Annotated in this window: 20 protein-coding genes; 13 read left to right on the forward strand and 7 right to left on the reverse strand. The window is 60.1% G+C overall.

What is annotated here, in order from left to right; all coding sequences use genetic code 11:
- The 4 genes from ACA058_RS05205 to ACA058_RS05220 all read right to left on the reverse strand — a co-directional run bounded on the left by ACA058_RS05205 (position 1) and on the right by ACA058_RS05220 (position 5021).
- On the reverse strand, positions 1-1038 hold the full coding sequence (locus tag ACA058_RS05205; protein WP_497638146.1) for an ABC transporter ATP-binding protein: 1038 nt from the start codon (positions 1036-1038) through the stop codon (positions 1-3).
- A 244-nt stretch (positions 1039-1282) separates the two neighbouring features.
- Positions 1283-2434, reverse strand: coding sequence for a putative ABC transporter substrate-binding protein YdcS (ydcS, locus tag ACA058_RS05210; RefSeq protein ID WP_497638147.1), 1152 nt, complete (start codon positions 2432-2434; stop codon positions 1283-1285).
- A gap of 83 nt (positions 2435-2517) precedes the next feature.
- The gene (locus ACA058_RS05215; RefSeq protein WP_497639862.1) at positions 2518-3975 is read right to left on the reverse strand and encodes a gamma-aminobutyraldehyde dehydrogenase; all 1458 of its coding nucleotides are present in this window, start codon (positions 3973-3975) and stop codon (positions 2518-2520) included.
- A 131-nt stretch (positions 3976-4106) separates the two neighbouring features.
- Positions 4107-5021, reverse strand: coding sequence for a LysR family transcriptional regulator (locus tag ACA058_RS05220; RefSeq protein WP_497638148.1), 915 nt, complete (start codon positions 5019-5021; stop codon positions 4107-4109).
- A 439-nt stretch (positions 5022-5460) separates the two neighbouring features.
- On the opposite strand from ACA058_RS05220, the gene ACA058_RS05225 reads away from it, so the two are divergent.
- Genes ACA058_RS05225 through ACA058_RS05235 form a run of 3 tightly spaced genes read left to right on the forward strand, consistent with a single transcriptional unit; the run spans position 5461 to position 7078 of the window.
- The gene (locus ACA058_RS05225) at positions 5461-5880 is read left to right on the forward strand and encodes a nuclear transport factor 2 family protein (RefSeq protein WP_497638149.1); all 420 of its coding nucleotides are present in this window, start codon (positions 5461-5463) and stop codon (positions 5878-5880) included.
- A complete protein-coding gene (locus ACA058_RS05230; protein WP_497638150.1) occupies positions 5877-6578 on the forward strand; it encodes an SDR family NAD(P)-dependent oxidoreductase in 702 nt (233 codons plus the stop codon). Before ACA058_RS05225 ends, ACA058_RS05230 begins: the two co-directional genes overlap by 4 nt.
- Positions 6579-6592: 14 nt before the next feature.
- Positions 6593-7078 (forward strand): DUF2878 domain-containing protein, encoded by a 486-nt coding sequence (locus ACA058_RS05235; protein ID WP_497638151.1) that lies wholly within the window; start codon positions 6593-6595, stop codon positions 7076-7078.
- 1 nt (position 7079) lies between these two features.
- Here the strand turns inward: ACA058_RS05235 and ACA058_RS05240 are convergent, their stop codons facing one another.
- The 3 genes from ACA058_RS05240 to ACA058_RS05250 form a co-directional block, all read right to left on the reverse strand.
- Positions 7080-7604, reverse strand: a complete 525-nt coding sequence (locus tag ACA058_RS05240) for a DUF3833 domain-containing protein (protein WP_497638152.1) — start codon at positions 7602-7604, stop codon at positions 7080-7082.
- Positions 7605-7623: 19 nt separating this feature from the next.
- Complete coding sequence (locus ACA058_RS05245; protein ID WP_497638153.1) at positions 7624-8175, reverse strand: chalcone isomerase family protein; 552 nt, start codon at positions 8173-8175, stop codon at positions 7624-7626.
- Positions 8176-8319: 144 nt separating this feature from the next.
- Positions 8320-9539, reverse strand: a protein-coding gene (locus tag ACA058_RS05250; RefSeq protein ID WP_497635861.1) for an IS3 family transposase whose coding sequence is annotated in 2 segments (ribosomal slippage) — positions 8320-9194 and positions 9194-9539 — 1221 coding nt in all. Because the reading frame shifts where the segments join, the coding sequence is not laid out codon by codon here.
- 289 nt (positions 9540-9828) lie between these two features.
- On the opposite strand from ACA058_RS05250, the gene ACA058_RS05255 reads away from it, so the two are divergent.
- From ACA058_RS05255 to ACA058_RS05300, 10 genes are all read left to right on the forward strand, one after another.
- A complete protein-coding gene (locus ACA058_RS05255; RefSeq protein WP_497638154.1) occupies positions 9829-10371 on the forward strand; it encodes a DUF3455 domain-containing protein in 543 nt (180 codons plus the stop codon).
- A gap of 104 nt (positions 10372-10475) precedes the next feature.
- Entirely contained in the window at positions 10476-11042 is a 567-nt protein-coding gene (locus ACA058_RS05260) for a sigma-70 family RNA polymerase sigma factor (RefSeq protein ID WP_497639863.1), read from the forward strand.
- A complete protein-coding gene (locus tag ACA058_RS05265) occupies positions 11039-11770 on the forward strand; it encodes an anti-sigma factor (protein WP_497638155.1) in 732 nt (243 codons plus the stop codon). The genes ACA058_RS05260 and ACA058_RS05265 overlap by 4 nt, the downstream gene beginning before the upstream one ends.
- 656 nt (positions 11771-12426) lie before the next feature.
- Positions 12427-13110, forward strand: coding sequence for a tellurite resistance TerB family protein (locus ACA058_RS05270; RefSeq protein WP_497638156.1), 684 nt, complete (start codon positions 12427-12429; stop codon positions 13108-13110).
- Positions 13111-13310: 200 nt separating this feature from the next.
- Positions 13311-14933, forward strand: a complete 1623-nt coding sequence (locus ACA058_RS05275; protein ID WP_497638157.1) for a methyl-accepting chemotaxis protein — start codon at positions 13311-13313, stop codon at positions 14931-14933.
- The gene (locus ACA058_RS05280; protein WP_497638158.1) at positions 14933-15469 is read left to right on the forward strand and encodes a chemotaxis protein CheW; all 537 of its coding nucleotides are present in this window, start codon (positions 14933-14935) and stop codon (positions 15467-15469) included. Before ACA058_RS05275 ends, ACA058_RS05280 begins: the two co-directional genes overlap by 1 nt.
- Positions 15466-16737 (forward strand): CheR family methyltransferase, encoded by a 1272-nt coding sequence (locus ACA058_RS05285; protein ID WP_497638159.1) that lies wholly within the window; start codon positions 15466-15468, stop codon positions 16735-16737. Before ACA058_RS05280 ends, ACA058_RS05285 begins: the two co-directional genes overlap by 4 nt.
- Complete coding sequence (locus ACA058_RS05290; RefSeq protein WP_497638160.1) at positions 16734-17417, forward strand: chemotaxis protein CheW; 684 nt, start codon at positions 16734-16736, stop codon at positions 17415-17417. The genes ACA058_RS05285 and ACA058_RS05290 overlap by 4 nt, the downstream gene beginning before the upstream one ends.
- On the forward strand, positions 17414-19699 hold the full coding sequence (locus tag ACA058_RS05295) for a hybrid sensor histidine kinase/response regulator (protein WP_497638161.1): 2286 nt from the start codon (positions 17414-17416) through the stop codon (positions 19697-19699). Before ACA058_RS05290 ends, ACA058_RS05295 begins: the two co-directional genes overlap by 4 nt.
- Positions 19696-20706 carry a chemotaxis response regulator protein-glutamate methylesterase gene (locus tag ACA058_RS05300; RefSeq protein WP_497638162.1) on the forward strand — a complete coding sequence of 337 codons (1011 nt, stop codon included), beginning with the start codon at positions 19696-19698 and terminating at the stop codon, positions 20704-20706. Before ACA058_RS05295 ends, ACA058_RS05300 begins: the two co-directional genes overlap by 4 nt.
- The last annotated feature ends 34 nt before the right edge of the window (positions 20707-20740 follow it).

Genomic DNA, 20740 nt, shown 5'->3' on the forward strand with positions numbered 1-20740 from the left:
TCACACCCCGCCTGTCAGGGTGTCGTGCAGCGGGATCATCGCTTCGCGGGCCCAGCGTGCGCTGAGGCGTTGGCCGGTCCGGTGCTGGTCGCTGGTATCGAGCCACTGATTGTTGGCCTGGCTGATGTTCAGGGTCTGGCCGTTTTCCAGTTTCAGTTCGTAGCGGGTGGCGCTGCCCTGGTACTGGATGTCATGGAGCAAGCCGCTGACTTCGATCTCGTGGCTGGCCAGCGGACCTTCGGCGAAACGCACGTGTTCCGGGCGAATAGAAAAGGGCTGCGGATTGCCACTCAACTGCAGCGCCAGGTCGCCGCGAATCACGTTGGAAGTGCCGACGAATTCGGCGACGAAGGTGGTCGCCGGTTTCATGTACAGGTTGCGCGGCGAATCGACTTGTTCGATGCGACCCTTGTTGAACACGGCGACGCGGTCGGACATCGACAGCGCTTCGGTCTGGTCATGGGTGACGAAAATGAAAGTGATGCCGAGCTGACGTTGCAACTTCTTCAATTCGCCTTGCATTTGCTCGCGCAGTTTCAAATCCAGCGCCCCGAGTGGTTCGTCGAGCAACAGCACCCGTGGGCGATTGACCAGGGCGCGGGCCAGGGCCACGCGCTGGCGCTGGCCACCGGAAAGCTGCACCGGCTTGCGTTCGCCGTAGCCGCCAAGGGCGACCATGTCGAGGGCTTCTGCAGCGCGCTTGAGACGTTCGGCCTTGCCGACACCTTTGACTTTCAAGCCGTAGGCGACGTTATCGCGAACGTTCATGTGCGGGAACAGCGCGTAATCCTGGAACACGGTGTTCACGTCACGCTGGTACGGCGGCAGGCCGGCGGCCTCCTCGCCATGAATGCGGATCGAGCCCGCGCTCGGTTGTTCAAAACCGGCGATCAGGCGCAGACAGGTGGTTTTGCCTGAGCCTGAAGGCCCCAGCATGGAGAAGAACTCGCCGTCCTGGATGTCGATGGAAACCCGGTCAACGGCTTTCACTTCGCCGAACTGACGGGAAACGTTGGTGAACTGGACTGCAAGCGTCATGGTGCGGTGCTCCAAAAAGGCGAGGGTCGTCGCAGCGGTCCTGCCTGGACTTCTGAAAAATCTGAATCAATGCACGTCGGTGTGTCTGGAATAGTTACTGTGGTGAGGGGATTTATCCCCGTTGGGCGGCGAAGCCGCCCCAAAACCATCCACCGCGATCTGTCAGAAAAATCGCGTTGCCCGGTTTTACGACTGCTTCGCCGCCGAACGGGGATGAATCCCCTCACCACGGGTGAGCAGGGTGTCAGCGACCGCCCATGATCCCGATGTAGTCCTGGGTCCAGCGGCTGTACGGCACGAACTTGCCGCCCTCGGCCTGTGGGGTTTTCCAGAAGGCGATCTTGTCGAAATTGTCGAAACCGTTGGTCTTGCAACCTTCGGCACCGAGCAACTCGCTCTCCTTGCACGCTGCCGGTACCGCTGGCAACGAACCGAACCACGCCGCCACGTCACCCTGGACTTTCGGTTGCAGCGACCAGTCCATCCACTTGTACGCACAGTTTGGATGCTTGGCCTCGGTGTGCAGCATGGTGGTGTCGGCCCAACCGGTGGCGCCTTCTTTCGGGATGGTCGAGGCGATCGGCTGTTTCTCGTTGACCAGACCGTTGACCTGATACGGCCAGGCCCCGGACGCCACCACCCCTTCGTTCTTGAAGTCACTCATTTGTACGGTGGCGTCGTGCCAGTAGCGGTGGATCAACGGCTGCTGGGCGCGCAACAGATCGAGCACGGCCTTGTATTGCGCTTCGGTCAGTTCGTAGGGGTTCTGGATGCCCAGTTCCGGCTTGGCGGTCTTGAGGTACAGCGCTGCGTCGGCGATGTAGATCGGACCGTCATAGGCCTGCACGCGACCCTTGTTCGGCTTGCCGTCCGGCAGATTTTCCGCATTGAACAACACGCCCCAACTGTCGGGCGCGGTCTTGAATACGTTGGTGTTGTACATCAACACGTTCGGGCCCCACTGATACGGGGCGCCGTAGGTCTGCTTGTTGACCACGTACCACGGCGCATCTTTCAGGCGCGGGTCGAGGTTCTTCCAGTTCGGGATCAACGCCGTGTTGATCGGCTGCACACGCTTGCCGACGATCAGGCGCAGGGAGGCGTCGCCCGACGCCGTCACCAGGTCATAACCACCCTTGGCCATCAGGCTGACCATCTCATCGGAGGTCGCAGCGGTTTTCACGTTGACCTTGCAGCCGGTTTCCTTCTCGAAACCGGTCACCCAGTCGTAGGCCTTGTCGCTTTCGCCACGTTCGATGTAGCCGGGCCACGCGACGATATCCAGTTGGCCTTCGCCGGCACCGACAGCTTTCAACGGCTCGGCGGCCTGAACACTGACACTGGCCAGCAGCGCGGTGGTGATTGCACTGAGCAGTGCGGTCTTGTGCACGAACATGGGATTTCCCTCTTCTTCAAATTATGGTCGGGGCAGTAGTGAACGTGGTGAAGCATGCCGTTATCGGCTTGTTATTAGCGTAGTCAGAGATGCTGCCCGTGGCGGGCCATGATGTGCCGCACCACGCTGTAGTCCTGGAGTGAATCGCTGGACAGGTCCTTGCCGTAACCCGAACGCTTGAGCCCGCCGTGGGGCATCTCGCTGACCAGCATGAAATGGCTGTTGATCCAGGTGCACCCATACTGCAACCGCGCGGCAACCTGCATCGCCTTGTCGAGGTTTTGCGTCCAGACTGACGAGGCCAGGCCGTATTCCGAGTCGTTGGCCCAGTCCACCGCCTGTTCCAGTTGATCGAATCGGGTCACGGTGACCACCGGCCCGAACACTTCGCGCTGGACGATTTCATCGCTTTGCTTGCAACCGGCGAGCAACGTCGGCTGGTAATAGAAGCCGGCTCCGGAATGCACCGCTGCACCGGTCACCCGTTCGATATGTGGCTGGCCGAGGGCGCGTTCGACGAAACTGGCCACGCGGTCGCGCTGGCGGGTGCTGATCAGCGGGCCGATTTCGTTGTCGGCATCGCGTTTGCCGGCGAAACGCAGGCTGCTGACCGCCGCGCCGAGTTCGGCCACCAGGCGGTCGTGAATGCCGGCCTGGGCATACACCCGGCAAGCGGCGGTGCAGTCCTGGCCGGCGTTGTAATAGCCGTAGGTGCGCACGCCTTCGACCACCGCTTGAATGTCGGCATCGTTGCAGACGATCACTGGCGCTTTGCCGCCCAGTTCGAGGTGAGTGCGCTTGAGGGTTTTTGCCGCGGCCTGGAGGATTTTCTGTCCGGTGACGATATCGCCGGTCAGCGACACCATGCGCACCTTGGGATGGCTGACCAGGTGACTGCCGACGCCTTCTCCGCCACCGCAAATAATGTTGATCACGCCGGGCGGCAGGATCTCCGCCAGCGCCGGGGCCAACGCCAGGATCGACAGGGGCGTGTGCTCCGATGGCTTGAACACCAGGGTGTTGCCGGCGGCCAGGGCCGGCGCGATTTTCCACGCCGCCATCATGATCGGGTAATTCCACGGCGCAATCGATGCGACCACGCCAATCGGATCGCGACGCACCATGCTGGTGTAGCCCGGCAGGTACTCGCCGCTGAGCTGGCCGGTCTGGCAGCGCACGGCACCGGCGAAAAAGCGGAACACATCGACAGTGGCGCTCAGGTCGTCCTGACGGGCCAGGTGCAACGGCTTGCCACAGTTCAGGGATTCGAGGCGGGCGAGCAGGTCGGCGTTTTTTTCGATGGCGTTGGCGATATCGAGCAACAGGTTCGAGCGCTGCTGCGGCGTGGTCCGCGACCAGCCGGCGAAGGCGCGGTGCGCGGCGAGGATGGCGGCTTCGACTTGTTCGGTGCTGGCTTCGGCGATGTGCGTCAGCACTTCGCCCGTGGCCGGGTTGAGAATCGCCTCGACACGGCCTTGCCCTGCGACTAATTCACCCTCGATCAACAATGCGGTGAACAACGGGGTCGGTGCGCCAGCCATTCTTCGGGTTCTCTTTTCTTGTGTGGCCATGCTGCTCCCTGTGACCGGGGCTGGCCGTCTTATATAGATACAATAAGACTAGTGCGCAGACCCGAGGTCGACAAATTCTAAATACTGAAGGTGGCGTTCGATTAAATAGATGGCTTGCGCCCGCCGTGGGGTTGCTCGCGGGCGACCGTCAGGAACGGGTCCACCAAGGCCGGGCGCGCGGTGCCGCGGCGCCAGGCCAGGCCGACATCGAGGGTCTGGCTCAGGTCGGCAATCGGCCGCGCTTCGATGATGTCGCCCTCCAGCGACCAGGGGCGGTAAGTCATGTCGGGCTGGATCGACACGCCCAGGCCGGCAGCCACCAGGCTGCGCACCGCTTCGGTCGAGGCGGTGCGCAGGGTGATGCGTGGTTGCAGAGAGGCGGCCGTCCACATGCGCTGGGCGTTGCGGTCCATTTCATCGACGTTCAATTGAATCAGCGGCTCGGGGGCCACGTCGGCGAGGTTGATGCTGTCGTGTTCCAGCAGCGGATGCTGGGCCGGCAACCACAGTCGATGAGGCGAATGGGTCAGCACTTCGGTCTGCAAGGCGTGGCGGTCTTCGAGGTTGGACAGGATCAGCACGCCGACATCGATCTCGCCGCTGACCAGCAAGTGCTCGATGTAAGGGCGTTCGTCTTCCATCACGCGGATTTCGACGTTGGGGTAGGCGCGCTGGAAACGCGTGAGCAGGTCCGCCAGGTAGTAACCGGCCACCAGGCTGGTCACCCCGACGATCAATTGCCCGGCCACCTGGTCGGTGCTTTGTTGCAGGCTGCGCTTGGCGTTGTCCACGGTCGCCAGGATCAAGTGCGCCTGACGCAAAAACTGATGCCCCTGATGCGTCAGGGTCATGCCCTTGGCGTGGCGATTGAACAGGCCGACGCCGATTTCCTGCTCGAGCTGCTGGATCGCCAGGGTCAGGGTGGACTGGGAAATGAACGCGGTTTGCGCGGCGGCGGAGATCGAGCCGGTCTCGGCTACGGCGATGAAATGACGGATTTGACGCAGGGTCATCATGGAAGCCGTTCCCGAGTGAGCGGTTTTATAGATTTTTTTGAGTGTATATCTTTTTTTTAGATAGGTGGCTGAGCGTAGTTTCGGGCAAGCACTACGCAGCAGACATTGGACCACTACATGTGTTGTCCCATTGAAAAGGAATCTGCCCCTACCGAGCTCTCATGTGGCCAGTCAATCACAGAAATAGTTGTACAAAAAAATTGACTTGTACAGTATTCGTCTTACTCTTGAGAAAAGCTGTACAAGACACCGCGGATTGCACAAGAACGTTGTTTCCATGGTCGGCACCACAGACATCAGCAAGACCGGAATCAACAATTCAAACAAGCGAAATGACCTATTTGGCATAGCGCTTTATCCGCGACAGATTGCCTAAATCGCCATATGCGCCAGCGGACGCTGAATTCGTTCAAGAGCCTGCCGGCACTGGAGACGCAATATGTTTGACTTCCTGCGATGTTTCGCCAAAGGCTTCGCAGCGCTGGATGCCAGCAATCTGCACAACCTTAAGGAGCTGTACAGCCACGATGTGCGCTTCAGTGATCCGCTCCACGAGATCCAGGGCCTGACAGCGCTGCAGGACTATTTCACAGAGTTATACGCCAACGTCAGCGAGCTAAGTTTCAGCTTTCACGGCTACGACCAGGTGCAAGACGGCGCCGGTTACCTACGCTGGACCATGCAGTATCGCCACCCTCGCCTGCGCCGGGGCCAACTGATAGAGGTCGTGGGCTGTTCGCACTTGCTGTGGCGCGAGAAGGTTTACCAGCACCGCGACTACTTCGATGCCGGCGCTCTCTACGAGCACCTGCCGCTGATGGGAACCGCAATTGGCTGGTTAAAAGGGAGACTGGCATGAAACGCATCTGGCTCACCGGCGCCAGCAGCGGGATCGGCGCCACCTTGGCGGAGATTCTACTGACCCAAGGCCATTTTTTGGCCGTCAGCGCGCGCAATGTGCAAGCCCTGGAAAAATTACACACGGATTACCCGCAGCAGGTACTTTTGCTGCCAGGTGACCTGACCGAGCCGCGCGAAGTTCGGGCCATGGGCGAGCGGATCGAGCAGGTCTGGGGTTACCTAGATCAGGTCATCCTAAACGCTGGCACCTGCGAGTACTTGGACGTTGGCACCTTCGAAGCCAAGATGATTGAGCGCGTGATGCGGGCTAATTTGTTTTCCGCGGTCTATTGCGTGGAAGCAGCCCTACCAGCGAAAAAAACAGTCGATTTCATCCAGCGCTACATCTTCCCAGGCGGCGCCTTGCCATCAATGTGCGCGATGCTACAGACCATTACTCGCGACACCGACCTGAATTTGCACCACATGGAGGACTTCGGCCTTCACTACGCGCGTACTCTGCGCCTGTGGCACGACAACCTGCGGCGCAGCCGGCACAACCTGGAAGCACTAGGCTACGACCAGACGTTCTATCGTCTCTGGGAGTTCTACCTGAGCTACTGCGAGGGCGGCTTCCTAGAGCGAAGCATCGGCACCGCGCAGCTTTTGCTCGCCAAACCCGCGGCACGACCGCAGCCCTTCGGCCTAGAGGCGTGAGCGGGCGGGGCCGCTTGCTACTGAACGCAGCGCTGTTCCAGCTTGGCTGGTTCGCCTGCGTCTTTGGTGCGCAACGGCCGTGGCTGCTGCTGATTGCAATCGCCTGCCTGGCTATACACCTGCTTTGGATTGCCAACAGTCTCAACGAGTGGTGCAGTCTGTTGCAGGTGGCTGCCTGCGGTTGGGTGCTGGACAGCGCCCTATTGCACCTCGGGCTGTTCAGTTTTTCCGGCGCCACTACTTTTCTACCGCTGTGGCTGGCAGTGCTTTGGCTGCTTTTCGCCAGCACTTTGCGTTACAGCCTGAGCTGGACGAAGCGGCCCTGGTGGAAGGGCAGCCTACTGGGGGCCTGTGGCGGGCCGCTGTCCTATTTGGGCGGTGCTAAGTTGGCAGGCGTGGGGCTGCCACTCGGTGTTTGGCCCAGCGTTCTGCTACTCGCATTGATATGGGCAATGTTGATGCCGGCGCTGCACTGGATGGCCGGACAGCATGCACGCTGACTCAAGATTGCTTGCGGAAGAATAAAGTGATTTGACCTACCTCCACCCCGAACTTGGTCATGAACGAGCGGTTGGCCATGGTGTTCTTGTCCAGTAGGTACATCCAGTCGTCCAACTGAACCTGATAGTTCTTGCCATCCACCGGCAGATTCAGCACATAGCTCCAGCGCAGTGCATTGCCAGCCACCTCACCACGCGCCTCGCCTACCACATCGCCAGCGGTTCCGCGCCACAGGCCAGGGCCAACTGGAGTTAGCGTCCACACCCGTTTCTGCTTAGTGCCGTCGCTGTAAGTGAATGATTCATCGAGTATCAGCCGATTGCCTTCGGAGTGGCCATTGATCTCCACGTGGAAGCGCTTGGTTACCTCGCCTGAACGCTTTTGAAACATACCCCAGGCTTCGACCCGGCCCTCAAAAAAATCGCGCAGTTCCAGTTTGGGCGTCTCTTGGCTGTAGGTATGCACATCCACCCGGCTGCAACTTGCAAGGCCAATGCATAGAAGCAGTAGACATATCTTCAACATGAGCATCTCCTCAACAGTCTCAGGGTTTTGCTGCACCCAGCAATTGGGCGCGCAGCTCCGGGTTGCGTGTCCGGGGGTCAAGCCAGATGGCAAAAAAGGCCTTGGCAAACGCAACATCCCTCACCACGTGCTGGAGGTTCTCGCCAACGTAGAAGCATGCACCTTCGCCAGGCATATAGATGCCGGTGATGCGGTCACCGGCGCGCACATCAACAAACGCCTGCTGCATCTCCCGCTCCCAGCGGGCCATCAGCGTTGGCTTCAGGGATCTGGGCGACAGGCGACGGATTTCCTTGATGCTGGCCGCGACCAGATCATCGCGACTAATAGTGCGGCTGTAGGTTAGCTCCAGCGCAAAAGGCACATCCGCATCCAGCGGCTCACCGGAAATCAGGCGCGAGCCCCAGAGCTGCGCGCTGTAGATGGAGAAACCCATTACGCGCATCTCCCCACTACCCATCTGACGAGCATCGGGTAACGCCTCACGCCAATCAGCAAACAGTTCTGCACTTTGGAGCATCAGCACAAGGCAGATAAGGTGGCGGATCAAGCGGACCGGATGCATAGTCATGCGTGGGCCTCAAAAGGTCTCGATGGGACACTTTTAAAAAGCTATACCCAATAATTTTTTTGTACAACCAGGCGTGTTCACCGACCTTTAGCCGGTGCGATGATTCCTGGACTTGCCCCTACAAAACCGGACACCAACTCCCTGTTAAATTGATGCTGCCGCCAATCGCCTGAACTCCCTCGGTGAGCGATAGTTCAAGGCGCTGTGCGGATGCTGCTCGTTGTAGTGTTCGAAGGCAATGGCCAGGTTACGCAGCGCCGTTTCTCGATCCGGCTTGGGCATGTGCGCCACGTAGTCACGCTTGATCGTCTTCACGAAGCTCTCGGCCATACCGTTGCTCTGCGGGCTGCGCACTGGCGTGGTCACCGGTTGCAAGCCGATCTGCCGTGCAAACAGGCGCGTCTGTTCTGCGGTGTAGGCCGAGCCGTTGTCGCTTAGCCATTGCACCGGCGTGGCGGGCAGTTGATCACCGAAGCGCTTCTCCACGCTTTCCAGCATTAAGTCGCGGATATCATCGCCGCTGTACCCGGTCGGGCTCGCGACCCAGCCGATGGCCTCGCGGTCACAGCAGTCCAAGGCAAAGGTCACGCTCAGTTTGGCGCCGTCCTCGCAGCGGAACTCAAAGCCGTCCGAGCACCAACGTGTATCGCTGGTTTGCACCGCAATACGGCCTTCGTGCCGCCGCGGCACGCCGGGCTGTTTGAGTCGACGCTCCAGCAGCAAGTTGTGATCACGCATGACCCGGTAAACCCGCTTCACGTTGATCGCCGGCAGCGACTGGGTTTCACGTTCCCGACGCAGTAATCCCCAGACACGACGGTAGCCATAGCTGGGCAGTTCGCTGACCTGTTGCTGGATTTCAACCACCAGATCAGCGTCATCCACAGGTCTGCTTCGCCGTATTTTGGGCGATGCCGATTGTTTGATTCGAACCGTTAGTTGCGAGCGCGCCACACCGAGACATTCGCTGACCAGCTTCACTGGTCGTCCCCCGGCAACAAGGGTGAGTGCGCAATCCATTTTCGCGACCGGGCGATCTCCACGGCCTCTTTGAGGATTTCTGCTTCCATCGTTTTCTTGCCCAGCATCCGTTGCAGTTCACGGATCTGCTTGAGCGCATCGCTCAGCTCGGAGGCAGGCACCACGGCTTCGCCAGCACTGACCGCCGACAGGCTGCCGTCCTGGTAAAGCTTGCGCCACTGGAACAGCTGGTTGGCATTGATGCCGTTGCGCCGAGCCACCACCGAAACGCTTTGCCCTGGCTCAAGACTCTCGCGAACCATGGCCAGTTTTTGCTCTGGGCTCCAGCGGCGCCGCCGCTCCTGGCCCAAAAGCTCCCCACTCTTATCATTGCTGTTAGTCATAAACATAACCGTTTGCCTATCCCTTATCGTAAGGGGGAAACGGTGTCCTGTCTTTCATGGGGCTCGTTCAATTCCTATGCTGCGTAAACACTTTTTTGAGTGCTTGCAGGAAAAGATAATGGCCTGAAAATGGCGCTTCCACGTGCGGTGGACTCAAGCGATCAAGCCTTAACGCAAAACCCTTCTTGCACCGATTTTTTTCAAATAGCTGCATCCAACTCGTCCTCCAGCGGGTAGTACAGGTAGTAGCCATAGCTGCTGAACTGATTATCTTTATGGAGAACTTTGTATGAATGCTAAACGATTCATGGGCATTGTCAGTGCGACGCTTGCTGCCACCTGCTTGTTGGTCACAGTGCCAGCGGCCTATGCGCAAACAGATCTGCCCGACAGCATCAAGGTCCCGGACGGTCATAAGGTCGCGCTGGAGACCGTGGGCGTGGGTGAAATCACGTATGAGTGTCGCGACAAGGCTAACGCCGCCGGCCAGACTGAATGGTCGTTCGTCGGACCCAAGGCGGTACTTAATGATCGCAGCGGCAAACAGGTCGGCACCTACTTCGGACCGCCCGCCACCTGGCAAGCTAACGACGGCTCTAAAATCACCGGAACGCAACTGGCGGTTGCACCCTCAGGTACCGGTGACCTCCCTTACCAACTGGTCAAAGCCAACCCTGCAGAAGGCAAAGGCGCGATGAGCAATGTCAGTTATATTCAGCGGGTGGCCGTTAAAGGTGGCGTAGCGCCCATGAGCGAATGCTCCGCCGCAACCAAAGGCAAACGGGAAATTGTGAAATATCAGGCTGACTATATTTTTTGGGCCGCCAATTAAGCCGACGATTCAGAACAGGTTGTTTGGGCACAGTCGTCTACGCTGCTCCGATGGAACCCCAGCCTTAGGGCTGGGGAATTGACCACTTGCTGGCGGCTGAAACCTTGTCCTTACCTGAGCCCTGTTTTGACTATGAAGCCTGCCTTGCTGCTTGCGCCCGAGGCGAGCAGCAGGCACTGCGAGACTTGTACGAGCAGGAAAGCGCTCGTCTTTTGGGTGTTGCCAAGCGAATCGCTCGCGATAACGCCTTGGCCGAAGATATCGTGCACGATGCCTTTATCAAGATATGGACCCGTGCTACCAAATACGATCCGGCACGAGGCTCTGCGCGTGGCTGGATTTTTAGCGTTACGCGGCATCTGGCGCTCAACTTCATGCGTTATAACGCAAGGGAAGTACAAGTCAGCGAGCAAAGCGAAATGGCACTGCAATCTTTAGCGTCCATGGAGACATCATCAGAGAGTGTCGACGCCTTCGATTATCGAACTCGTTCAGGGCGTATTTATGTGTGCCTTGAGCAACTGGAGCCGGCGCGTCGCAACTGCATCCTTCACGCGTATGTTGACGGCTATTCGCATTCAGAAATATCCCAGAAACTGGGCGCACCACTGGGAACCGTCAAAGCCTGGATCAAACGCAGTCTGCTGGCATTGCGCGAGTGCATGGGATGACCATAAGCCCTGATGGTGACAACGCCGACAACATTGACGAACTGGCGAGTGAGTATGTGTTAGGCACGTTGCCGACCGAGCAACGTATCGAGATACAAAAGCGTCTTGCTCAGGAGGCCGATTTGCGAGCGGCTGTCGATGCGTGGGAACAGCGCTTGCTTGCGTTGACCGAATTGGCTGAGCCACAAAACCCTACTTCGCTGCTCTGGGGGCGAATCGAGCGCAGCTTGAGAAGCAATGATCAACGAGCACCACGCGTGACGGCGGTCGCGAAACCAATCTCGTGGTGGAACCTTCTACCTCTATGGCGTGGGCTCGCAGGAGCAGGTCTTGTCGCAACGCTGTTGCTCGCAACAGTGCTACTGACACGAACAGCTCCGCTGAGTCCGACTACCTACCTGGTAGTTCTGGTGGCTCCGCAGAACCAGGTACCCGGCTGGGTCATTCAGGCGAGCAACCCGAAGGAAATCCAACTGATACCCTTGGGGGTAGCGCAAGTTCCAATCGACAAGGCGCTTGAGTTCTGGACCAAAGCAGATGGCTGGCAAGGACCGGTATCCCTTGGATTGGTCAAACCTGGGCAAACGCTTTCAGTCCCTCTGGATAAATTACCGCCGCTGGAACCCAACCAGCTCTTTGAATTGACTCTGGAGAACCCCAATGGATCGCAGTCCGGAAAACCTACAGGACCGATTCAGTTCATAGGCCGGGCCGTTAAAGTACTCTGACCATGGGCGCTTTGGAGGACAATCACGGTTAGACCTGAACGTCGGTCGACTGGTAGCCATCTGGATCTACGATTTTCTGTTCATCACCAAAAGGTCTAATCATTTCCGGTTTTTGGCCGACTACTCTTGAGACTGCATGATCTTTGAACTGGGAGGGGACGAGATGAATATCAGGAAAATGTCGCTGGGATTGGGACTGTTCCTTGGCCTGGCGGGGAGTTGTCTTGCGTCTGCACCGACAGGACGAGGTGATATCCATTTCCAGGGTGCAATAGTGGAGGCGCCGTGCAAAGTCTCTGTTACCGGCCAAGGTCTTGCATTGAATGGCTGTCCGGGGTCTGCGCAAGGAGGCTTGATCAGTGTGCGAAGCATGGAACCAGTGGTGACTGTCAGTTCGCTCGACTCACCAGCCGCCCCCGCCAGATTGCAGGTCGATAACGGGCAGTACAAATTGGTGGACGCTGCATCCAGACCGATCAATTCGGGAAACTATCGGGTAACCCTGACGTATCCCTGACTTATCCCTCAGAATCAGCGCCCCCCCGGAATCTGCCGCCCAGCAACATCTGGAAGCAAACCCGCCGGGAGTTGCCGGGCACTTTCGATCTAGGCTGATGGCCTTAATGTTCGATTGAACCCTTTTGTGGAGGCGGAAAATGATCACCCGTGGATTGCTCGACCAACTGCTCAAGTCTGGCCAGGATTTGTTGCAAAAACAGACCGGCGGGACGCAGAACAAGGGGGCGAGCAGTGGCATCGGCAGCCTGCTCTCCGGTGCGGGCGGCGGTGCCCTGGCCGCCGGGGCCATGGGCCTGCTGCTGGGTAACAAGAAGGCGCGCAAGGTCGGGGGCAAGGTCGCGGTTTATGGCGGCCTCGCCGCATTGGGCGTGCTCGCCTACAAGGCCTACGGTAACTGGCAGGCCCAGCAGGGCACGGCACCGAGGACCGAACCGCAAACCCTTGATCGCTTGCCGGCGGCGCAAGTCGAGCAGCACAGCCAGGCGATTCTCAAAGCCCTGGTGGCCGCGGCCAAGGCCGACGGTCATATCGACGCGCGCGAACGCGAGCTGATCGAAGGTGAGTTCAGCAAGCTCGACAACGATCAAGAGCTGCAACACTGGCTGCACGCCGAACTGAACAAACCGCTGGATCCGAGCGATGTCGCCCGCGCCGCCAGCACCCCGGAAATGGCTGCCGAGATGTATATCGCCAGTGTGATGCTGGTGGATGAGGAGAGCTTCATGGAGAAGTCCTACCTCGATGAACTGGCGCGGCAACTCAAGCTGGAACCGGGCTTGAAGGTCGAGCTGGAGAAGCAGGTTCGCCAGGCTTCGATGTAATCGTTTGCCTTGAAAGATCGCAGTCTTCGGCAGCGCCCACAGGCGCGTAGGAGCTGCCGAAGGCTGCGATCTTTTGACTTTAAACCGACCACTCCCGGCTTTTTTTCCGCGGGATGAGAAATGGTGCGCAACCGTCTTATAAATGAAACAGCGCCCTCGGTTATACTCCCCGCATTTCGAAATGCCCCCGAGGATTGACTGTGAAGAACTGGACGTTGCGCCAACGCATTTTGGCGAGCTTTGCGGTAATTATCGCCATCATGTTGCTGATGGTGGTCGTCTCGTATTCGCGGCTGTTGAAGATCGAGACCAGCGAAACCAGCGTTCGTGAGGATGCGCTGCCGGGGTTGTATTACAGCTCGATGGTTCGCGGCGCCTGGTCCGACAGTTATTTGCGGATGCTGGAGATGCTGGTACTTGAGCAGGGGCAGGGCTTCACCGCCAAGGATGCGTCGGACTTCAAGGACTTCTCCGCGCGTCTGCAAAAGCAGATGGAGCTTTATCACGCGACGATCACGACGGATGAAGACAGGGTCGAGTATGCCGCGTTTGAAAAATTCCACGCGGACTACCACCGGATCCTGCTCGCCGTTACCGAGTTGCATAAACGCAATCAGGACGCCGAAGCCTTCAGGATGTTCAAAGAGGAGTTGACCCCTGTCTGGACGGCCGGTCGAATGAAGCTCAGTGATATTCTGCGTTACAACAAAGCAGTGGCAGACCAGAATGTTGCAGCCATCGAGGATGCAGTCGTCACCGCGAAAGTCATCATGGGCATTTCCCTGCTGTTCGCAGTGCTGGCCGCCGGCCTCTGCGGCCTGCTGTTGATGCGCGCCATCATGGCGCCGATGAATCGCATCGTGAGTATCCTCGAAATCATGCGCACTGGCGACCTGAGCTCGCGTCTCAATCTTGAGCGCAAGGACGAATTCGGTGCCGTAGAAATCGGCTTCAACGACATGATGACCGAGCTGACCTCCCTGGTGTCCCAGGCCCAGCGCTCGTCCGTGCAAGTAACCACATCGGTCACCGAGATCGCCGCGACGTCCAGGCAACAGCAGGCCACCGCCACCGAAACTGCCGCCACCACCACTGAAATCGGCGCGACGTCCCGTGAAATCGCCGCCACCTCACGGGACCTGGTACGCACCATGACCGAAGTGTCCACCGCCGCCGACCAGGCCTCGGTAGCCGCCGGCTCCGGGCAACAGGGCCTGGCGCGCATGGAAGAGACCATGCATTCGGTGATGGGCGCGGCCGACCTGGTCAACGCCAAGCTGGCGATCCTCAACGAGAAGGCCGGCAACATCAACCAGGTGGTGGTGACCATCGTCAAGGTCGCCGACCAGACCAACCTGTTGTCGCTCAACGCGGCTATCGAAGCCGAGAAGGCCGGCGAATACGGTCGCGGTTTTGCCGTGGTCGCCACCGAAGTCCGGCGCCTGGCGGACCAGACCGCCGTCGCCACCTACGACATCGAACAGATGGTGCGCGAGATTCAATCGGCGGTGTCGGCCGGCGTGATGGGCATGGACAAGTTCTCCGAGGAAGTGCGCCGCGGCATGTTCGAGGTGCAGCAGGTCGGCGAGCAGTTGTCGCAGATCATCCATCAGGTCCAGGCACTGGCGCCGCGGGTGTTGATGGTCAACGAAGGCATGCAGGCCCAGGCCACCGGCGCCGAGCAGATCAACCACGCGCTGGTGCAATTGGGCGATGCCAGCGGCCAGACCGTCGAATCCCTGCGCCAGGCCAGTTTCGCCATCGACGAGCTGAGCCAGGTGGCTGTAGGGCTGCGTAGCGGCGTCTCGCGATTCAAAGTCTGATGAGCGAACTCACGGCCAAGCGCACTGCCGTGAAACAGCCGGCGCAGGCGTTGTTTCTGGTGTTTCGCATCGGTCACGAGCGGTATGCCTTGCAGGCGATCGAGGTGGCGGAAGTGCTGCCGCGCCTGCCATTGAAGCCGATTGCACAGGCGCCGCACTGGGTCGCCGGGGTATTGGCCTATCGCGGCGCGGTGGTGCCGGTCATCGACCTCAGCGCATTGACCTTTGGTACGCCCGCGCAGGCGCGCACCAGCACGCGGCTGGTGCTGGTGCATTACCGCCCGGATGAAACCGCCGAGGCGCAATTGCTCGGGCTGATTCTGGAACGGGCCACCGACACCTTGCGGTGCAACCCGGCGGATTTTCAGCCCTATGGCCTGGACAATCCCCAGGCGCCATACCTGGGGCCCGTGCGTGAAGATGCCCAGGGTTTGCTGCAATGGGTGCGGGTGGCCGATCTGCTGGATGATCAGGTGCGTGCGCTGTTGTACCCGACGCCCCCCTTGGACCTGACATTGCTGGAGCAGCGGCGATGAGCAGCGACCAGCGGTTTTTCGATTTCCTCAAGGAGCGCATCGGCCTCGACGTGACGACTGTCGGCCCGGCGATCATCGAGCGCGCGGTGCGCCAACGCAGCACCGCGTCCCGGGCGCAGACGGCCGACGAGTACTGGCGCACCTTGCAGTATTCAAGCGACGAGCAGCAGGCGCTGATCGAAGCGGTGATCGTCCCTGAGACCTGGTTTTTCCGTTACCCGGAATCCTTCGCCACCCTGGCGAAACTGGCGACCAGACGCCTGGCCGAGCTCAATAACATGCGCGCCCTGCGGATTCTCAGCCTGCCGTGCTCCACCGGCGAAGAGCCTTATTCGATTGCCATGGCGCTGCTGGATGCCGGGTTCAAGCCGCACCAGTTCAAGGTCGAAGGCATGGACGTCAGCCCGTTGTCGGTGGAAAAAGCCCGGCGAGCGCTATACGGCAAGAATTCGTTTCGCGGTCAGGACATTGCGTTTCGCGACCGCTATTTCACCGCCGAAAATGACGGCTATCGACTCAGCGCCCGGGTGCTGGAGCAGGTGCGCCTGCAGGTCGGCAATCTGCTCGATCCGGCCTTGCTCGCCAACGAGCCGCCCTATGACTTCGTGTTCTGCCGCAATCTGCTGATCTACTTCGATCTGCCGACGCAAAAACAGGTTTTCGAAGTACTCAAGCGCTTGACCCATGATGATGGGGTACTGTTTATCGGCCCGGCGGAGGGCAGTCTGCTGGGGCGCCTGGGCATGCGCTCGATTGGCATCGCGCAATCCTTTGCCTTCAGGCGCCATAGCGCTCCAGAGCCCGAGCCTCTACCGACATTCGTACCCACACCGTTGCCGGTGCCGCAACCTGTGCGCAGGATCGCGCCGGTGCCGCCTCAACGGCGCCCGTTCGCCAGCGTTACGCAGACATCGCACTCGGCTGCACCGAACAAATCCGACGCCGCCGCGCTGCTGGCGAACGTCGCCGCGCTGGCCAACGAGGGCAAAAGTGCCGAAGCCCGTGACGCCTGCGATAGCTATTTACGCCACCACGAACCGGTGGCCCAGGTGTTTTACTGGCTGGGTCTGCTCAGCGATGTCGCCGGCAGTGTCCTCGAGGCCCAGGGTTTTTATCGCAAGGCGTTGTACCTCGAACCGCAACATGCCGACGCGTTGATGCACCTGGCCGCCTTGCTGCAATCCCAGGGCGATACAGCGGGAGCCAGACGATTGCAGGATCGCGCCGCCCGCAGCGAGCGCGCCACTGACAGTGAGCGTAAACGATGATCGCCTCCGACACCTTGAGCGTCACCCATGAAGATGCCCAGGCCATCGACGACTGCTGGAACCGCATTGGTATTCACGGTGACAAGTCCTGCGGGCTATTGATCGAACACATTCATTGCCGCAATTGCGCGGTGTATTCGGCGGCCGCCACGCGTCTGCTGGATCGTTACGCGCTGCAGCAGGAAGACCGCGCGTCAGCGTCCATTGCCGTCGAGAGCGAGGTGAAAACCCGTTCGCTGTTGATGTTTCGCCTTGGCGAAGAATGGCTGGGCCTGGCCACTCGCAGTCTGGTGGAAGTGGCGCCGTTGCAAACCATTCACTCATTGCCGCATCAACGCTCCCGGGCCTTGCTTGGGGTGGCGAATGTGCGTGGTGCGCTGGTGGCGTGCCTCTCTTTGGTCGAGTTGCTGGGACTCGATAGCGCCAGCAGCGTGGCCTCTGGCGCGCGGGTCATGCCGCGTATGCTGATCATCGCCGCCCACGGCGGTCCCGTGGTGGTACCGGTAGACGAAGTGGATGGGATTCATGCCATCGACGAACGCATCCTCGATGCGGCGTCCCGCTCTGGCACGCAGGCCAGTGCCAAGTACACCCGTGGCGTGGTGCAATTCAAAGGTCGCAGCCTGCGCTGGCTGGATGAAGAGCAGCTGATGTCCGCCGTGACCCGGAGCCTCACATGACCCCCGAGCAAATGCGCGACTCCTCCTTGCTGGAACTGTTCAGCCTGGAAGCCGAGGCCCAGACCCAGGTGCTGAGCACAGGCCTGTTGGCGCTGGAGCGTGATCCGACCCAGGCTGATCATCTCGAATCGTGCATGCGTGCGGCGCATTCGCTAAAAGGCGCGGCCCGGATCGTCGGCGTCGATGCCGGCGTCAGCGTCACGCATGTCATGGAAGATTGCCTGGTCAGTGCCCAGGAAGGGCGCCTGTACCTGCGCCCGGAACACATTGATGCGTTGCTGCAAGGCACCGATCTGCTGATGCGCATTGCGACACCGAACAGTGCGCCGGGGCCTGCGGACATCGAAGCTTATGTCGCATTAATGGGGCGATTGCTCGATCCGATGGCCGCCGCGGTACCCAATCTGGCACCCGTCGCGCCGGTGATGGCAGCGCTGCAACTCGAAGCGTTTGCACCCGCGATCGAAGAGCCGGCGGCGCCCGTCGAACCGCTGGCGGTTTCGCCGAAACAGGCCAAGCGCACCACCGAAAACGGCGAGCGCGTGCTGCGCGTCACCGCCGAACGTTTGAACAGCCTGCTTGATCTGTCGAGTAAATCCCTGGTGGAAACCCTGCGGCTCAAACCGCACCTGGCCACCATGCAACGTCTCAAGCGTATCCAGAACAACAGCCTGCGGGCGCTGGAAAACCTCAACGTCCATCTCAAGGAGCAAACCCTGAGCCTCGAAGCCCGGGAAGCCCTCGACGATGCACGCCGGCTCTTGGCGGAGTCCCAGCAATTGCTGGTGGAAAAAAACGCCGAACTGGATGAATTTGCCTGGCAGGCCAGCCAGCGCGCACAGGTGTTGTACGACACCGCCCTGGCTTGTCGCATGCGGCCGTTCGCCGATGTCCTGACGGGTCAGGTACGGATGGTTCGCGACCTCGGTCGTAGCCTCGGCAAGCAAGTGCGGCTGGAGATCGAGGGCGAGAAGACCCAGGTCGATCGCGACGTGCTGGAGAAGCTCGAAGCGCCACTGACGCACCTGCTGCGCAATGCCGTCGATCACGGTATCGAAAGCCCGGAACAACGGCTGTTGGCGGGCAAACCGGCGGAGGGCCTGATCCGGCTGCGCGTATCCCATCAGGCCGGATTGCTGGTGCTGCAACTGAGCGATGACGGTAACGGTGTCGATCTGGAAAAGGTCCGTCGCAGCATAGTCGAACGCCAATTGTCCCCGGCCGATACCGCCGCGCAGTTGAATGAAGAGGAACTGCTGACATTCCTGTTCCTGCCCGGCTTCAGTCTGCGCGATACGGTCACCGAAGTCTCCGGGCGCGGCGTCGGCCTGGATGCGGTGCAGCACATGGTCCGCCAGTTGCGCGGCGCGGTGGTGCTGGAGCAGGCGGCGGGCGAGGGCAGTCGCTTCCATCTCGAGGTGCCACTGACCCTTTCGGTGGTGCGCAGCCTGGTGGTGGAAGTCGGCGACGAGGCCTATGCCTTCCCGCTGGCTCACATCGAACGCATGTGCGATCTCGAACCTGCGGATATCGTTCAGGTCGAGGGGCGCCAGCATTTCTGGCATGAAGGCCGGCATGTCGGGCTGGTCGCCGCCAGCCAATTGTTGCAGCGTCCGGCGAGCCAGGGCAGCCAGCAAACCCTGAAAGTCGTGGTGATCCGTGAGCGCGATGCGATTTATGGCGTTGCGGTCGAGCGTTTTATCGGCGAGCGGACATTGGTCGTGTTGCCCCTGGATGAGCGCCTGGGCAAGGTCCAGGATATCTCCGCCGGGGCGCTGCTCGACGACGGCTCGGTGGTGTTGATCGTCGACGTCGAAGACATGCTGCGTTCGGTGGACAAGTTGCTCAACACCGGGCGCCTGGAGCGCATTGCGCGCCACAGCAACCAGGCCGTCGAAGCGCCCCGCAAGCGGATCCTGGTGGTTGACGACTCCCTGACCGTGCGTGAGCTGCAGCGCAAACTGTTGCTCAATCGAGGTTATGACGTGGCCGTGGCGGTCGATGGCATGGACGGCTGGAATGCCTTGCGTTCGGAGGATTTCGACCTGCTGATCACCGACATCGATATGCCGCGCATGGACGGCATCGAGCTGGTGTCGTTGTTGCGCCGGGACAATCGTCTGCAATCGCTGCCGGTGATGGTGGTGTCCTACAAGGATCGTGAAGAAGACCGTCGTCGTGGACTGGATGCCGGGGCCGACTATTATCTAGCCAAAGCCAGTTTTCACGACGACGCCCTGCTCGATGCAGTGGTAGAGCTCATTGGAGGAGCACGGGTATGAAGATCGCAATCGTCAACGACATGCCAATGGCCGTGGAAGCCTTGCGCCGGGCATTGGCCTTCGAGCCGGCACACCAGGTGATCTGGGTTGCGGGCAATGGCAGGGAGGCGGTGCAAAAGTGTGCCGAACAGACGCCAGACCTGATCCTGATGGATTTGATCATGCCGCTGATGGACGGTGTGGAAGCCACCCGACGCATCATGGCTGAAACGCCCTGCGCGATCGTCATCGTCACCGTCGATCGCCAGCAGAACGTGCATCGGGTGTTCGAGGCCATGGGCCATGGCGCCCTGGATGTGGTCGACACACCGACCCTCGGCGCGGGCAATGCCCAGGAAGCGGCGGCACCGCTGTTACGCAAGATCATCAATATCGGCTGGCTGATCGGCGAAAAGGGCAATCGGGAGCGATCCGCACCGAATCCGACGCGCAGTTCGGGCCCACGCCAGAGCCTGATCGCCATCGGTTCATCCGCTGGCGGGCCGGCGGCGCTGGAACTCCTGCTCAAGGGGCTGCCACGGGATTTTTCCCCGGCCATCGTCTTGGTGCAACACGTTGACCAGGTATTCGCCGCTGGCATGGCCGAATGGCTCGGCAGCGCCAGCGGCCTGAATGTGCGCCTGGCCCAGGAGGGCGAGCCGCCACAAAGCGGCACCGTGCTGCTGGCGGGCACCAACCACCATATTCGTTTGTTGAAAAACGGCACGCTGGCCTACACCGCCGAACCGGTCAACGAAATCTACAGGCCCTCTATCGATGTGTTTTTCGAGAGCGTGGCCAGTTACTGGAACGGCGATGCGGTTGGCGTTTTGTTGACCGGCATGGGGCGTGACGGGGCACAAGGGCTTAAACTCATGCGCCAGCACGGCTACCTGACCATTGCACAGGACCAACAAAGCAGTGCGGTGTACGGCATGCCGAAGGCGGCAGCCGCCATCGATGCCGCCGTGGAAATACGCCCGCTGGAAAAGATAGCGCCACGATTGCTGGAGATTTTCCCTAAATGACACCCTCAACCGCAATCCTGGCCCAAGTAGTATT

The organism is Pseudomonas sp. LBUM1649 (genome assembly GCF_059716155.1).

What these genes read in the sequence shown, in the direction of transcription:
- ACA058_RS05205 (WP_497638146.1), bottom strand. Translation starts at nt 1,038, where the DNA reads ATGACGCTTGCAGTCCAGTTCACCAACGTTTCCCGTCAGTTCGGCGAA.
- ydcS (WP_497638147.1), bottom strand. Translation starts at nt 2,434, where the DNA reads ATGTTCGTGCACAAGACCGCACTGCTCAGTGCAATCACCACCGCGCTG.
- ACA058_RS05215 (WP_497639862.1), bottom strand. Translation starts at nt 3,975, where the DNA reads ATGGCTGGCGCACCGACCCCGTTGTTCACCGCATTGTTGATCGAGGGT.
- ACA058_RS05220 (WP_497638148.1), bottom strand. Translation starts at nt 5,021, where the DNA reads ATGATGACCCTGCGTCAAATCCGTCATTTCATCGCCGTAGCCGAGACC.
- ACA058_RS05225 (WP_497638149.1), top strand. Translation starts at nt 5,461, where the DNA reads ATGTTTGACTTCCTGCGATGTTTCGCCAAAGGCTTCGCAGCGCTGGAT.
- ACA058_RS05230 (WP_497638150.1), top strand. Translation starts at nt 5,877, where the DNA reads ATGAAACGCATCTGGCTCACCGGCGCCAGCAGCGGGATCGGCGCCACC.
- ACA058_RS05240 (WP_497638152.1), bottom strand. Translation starts at nt 7,604, where the DNA reads ATGTTGAAGATATGTCTACTGCTTCTATGCATTGGCCTTGCAAGTTGC.
- ACA058_RS05245 (WP_497638153.1), bottom strand. Translation starts at nt 8,175, where the DNA reads ATGACTATGCATCCGGTCCGCTTGATCCGCCACCTTATCTGCCTTGTG.
- ACA058_RS05255 (WP_497638154.1), top strand. Translation starts at nt 9,829, where the DNA reads ATGAATGCTAAACGATTCATGGGCATTGTCAGTGCGACGCTTGCTGCC.
- ACA058_RS05265 (WP_497638155.1), top strand. Translation starts at nt 11,039, where the DNA reads ATGACCATAAGCCCTGATGGTGACAACGCCGACAACATTGACGAACTG.
- ACA058_RS05270 (WP_497638156.1), top strand. Translation starts at nt 12,427, where the DNA reads ATGATCACCCGTGGATTGCTCGACCAACTGCTCAAGTCTGGCCAGGAT.
- ACA058_RS05280 (WP_497638158.1), top strand. Translation starts at nt 14,933, where the DNA reads ATGAGCGAACTCACGGCCAAGCGCACTGCCGTGAAACAGCCGGCGCAG.
- ACA058_RS05285 (WP_497638159.1), top strand. Translation starts at nt 15,466, where the DNA reads ATGAGCAGCGACCAGCGGTTTTTCGATTTCCTCAAGGAGCGCATCGGC.
- ACA058_RS05290 (WP_497638160.1), top strand. Translation starts at nt 16,734, where the DNA reads ATGATCGCCTCCGACACCTTGAGCGTCACCCATGAAGATGCCCAGGCC.
- ACA058_RS05295 (WP_497638161.1), top strand. Translation starts at nt 17,414, where the DNA reads ATGACCCCCGAGCAAATGCGCGACTCCTCCTTGCTGGAACTGTTCAGC.
- ACA058_RS05300 (WP_497638162.1), top strand. Translation starts at nt 19,696, where the DNA reads ATGAAGATCGCAATCGTCAACGACATGCCAATGGCCGTGGAAGCCTTG.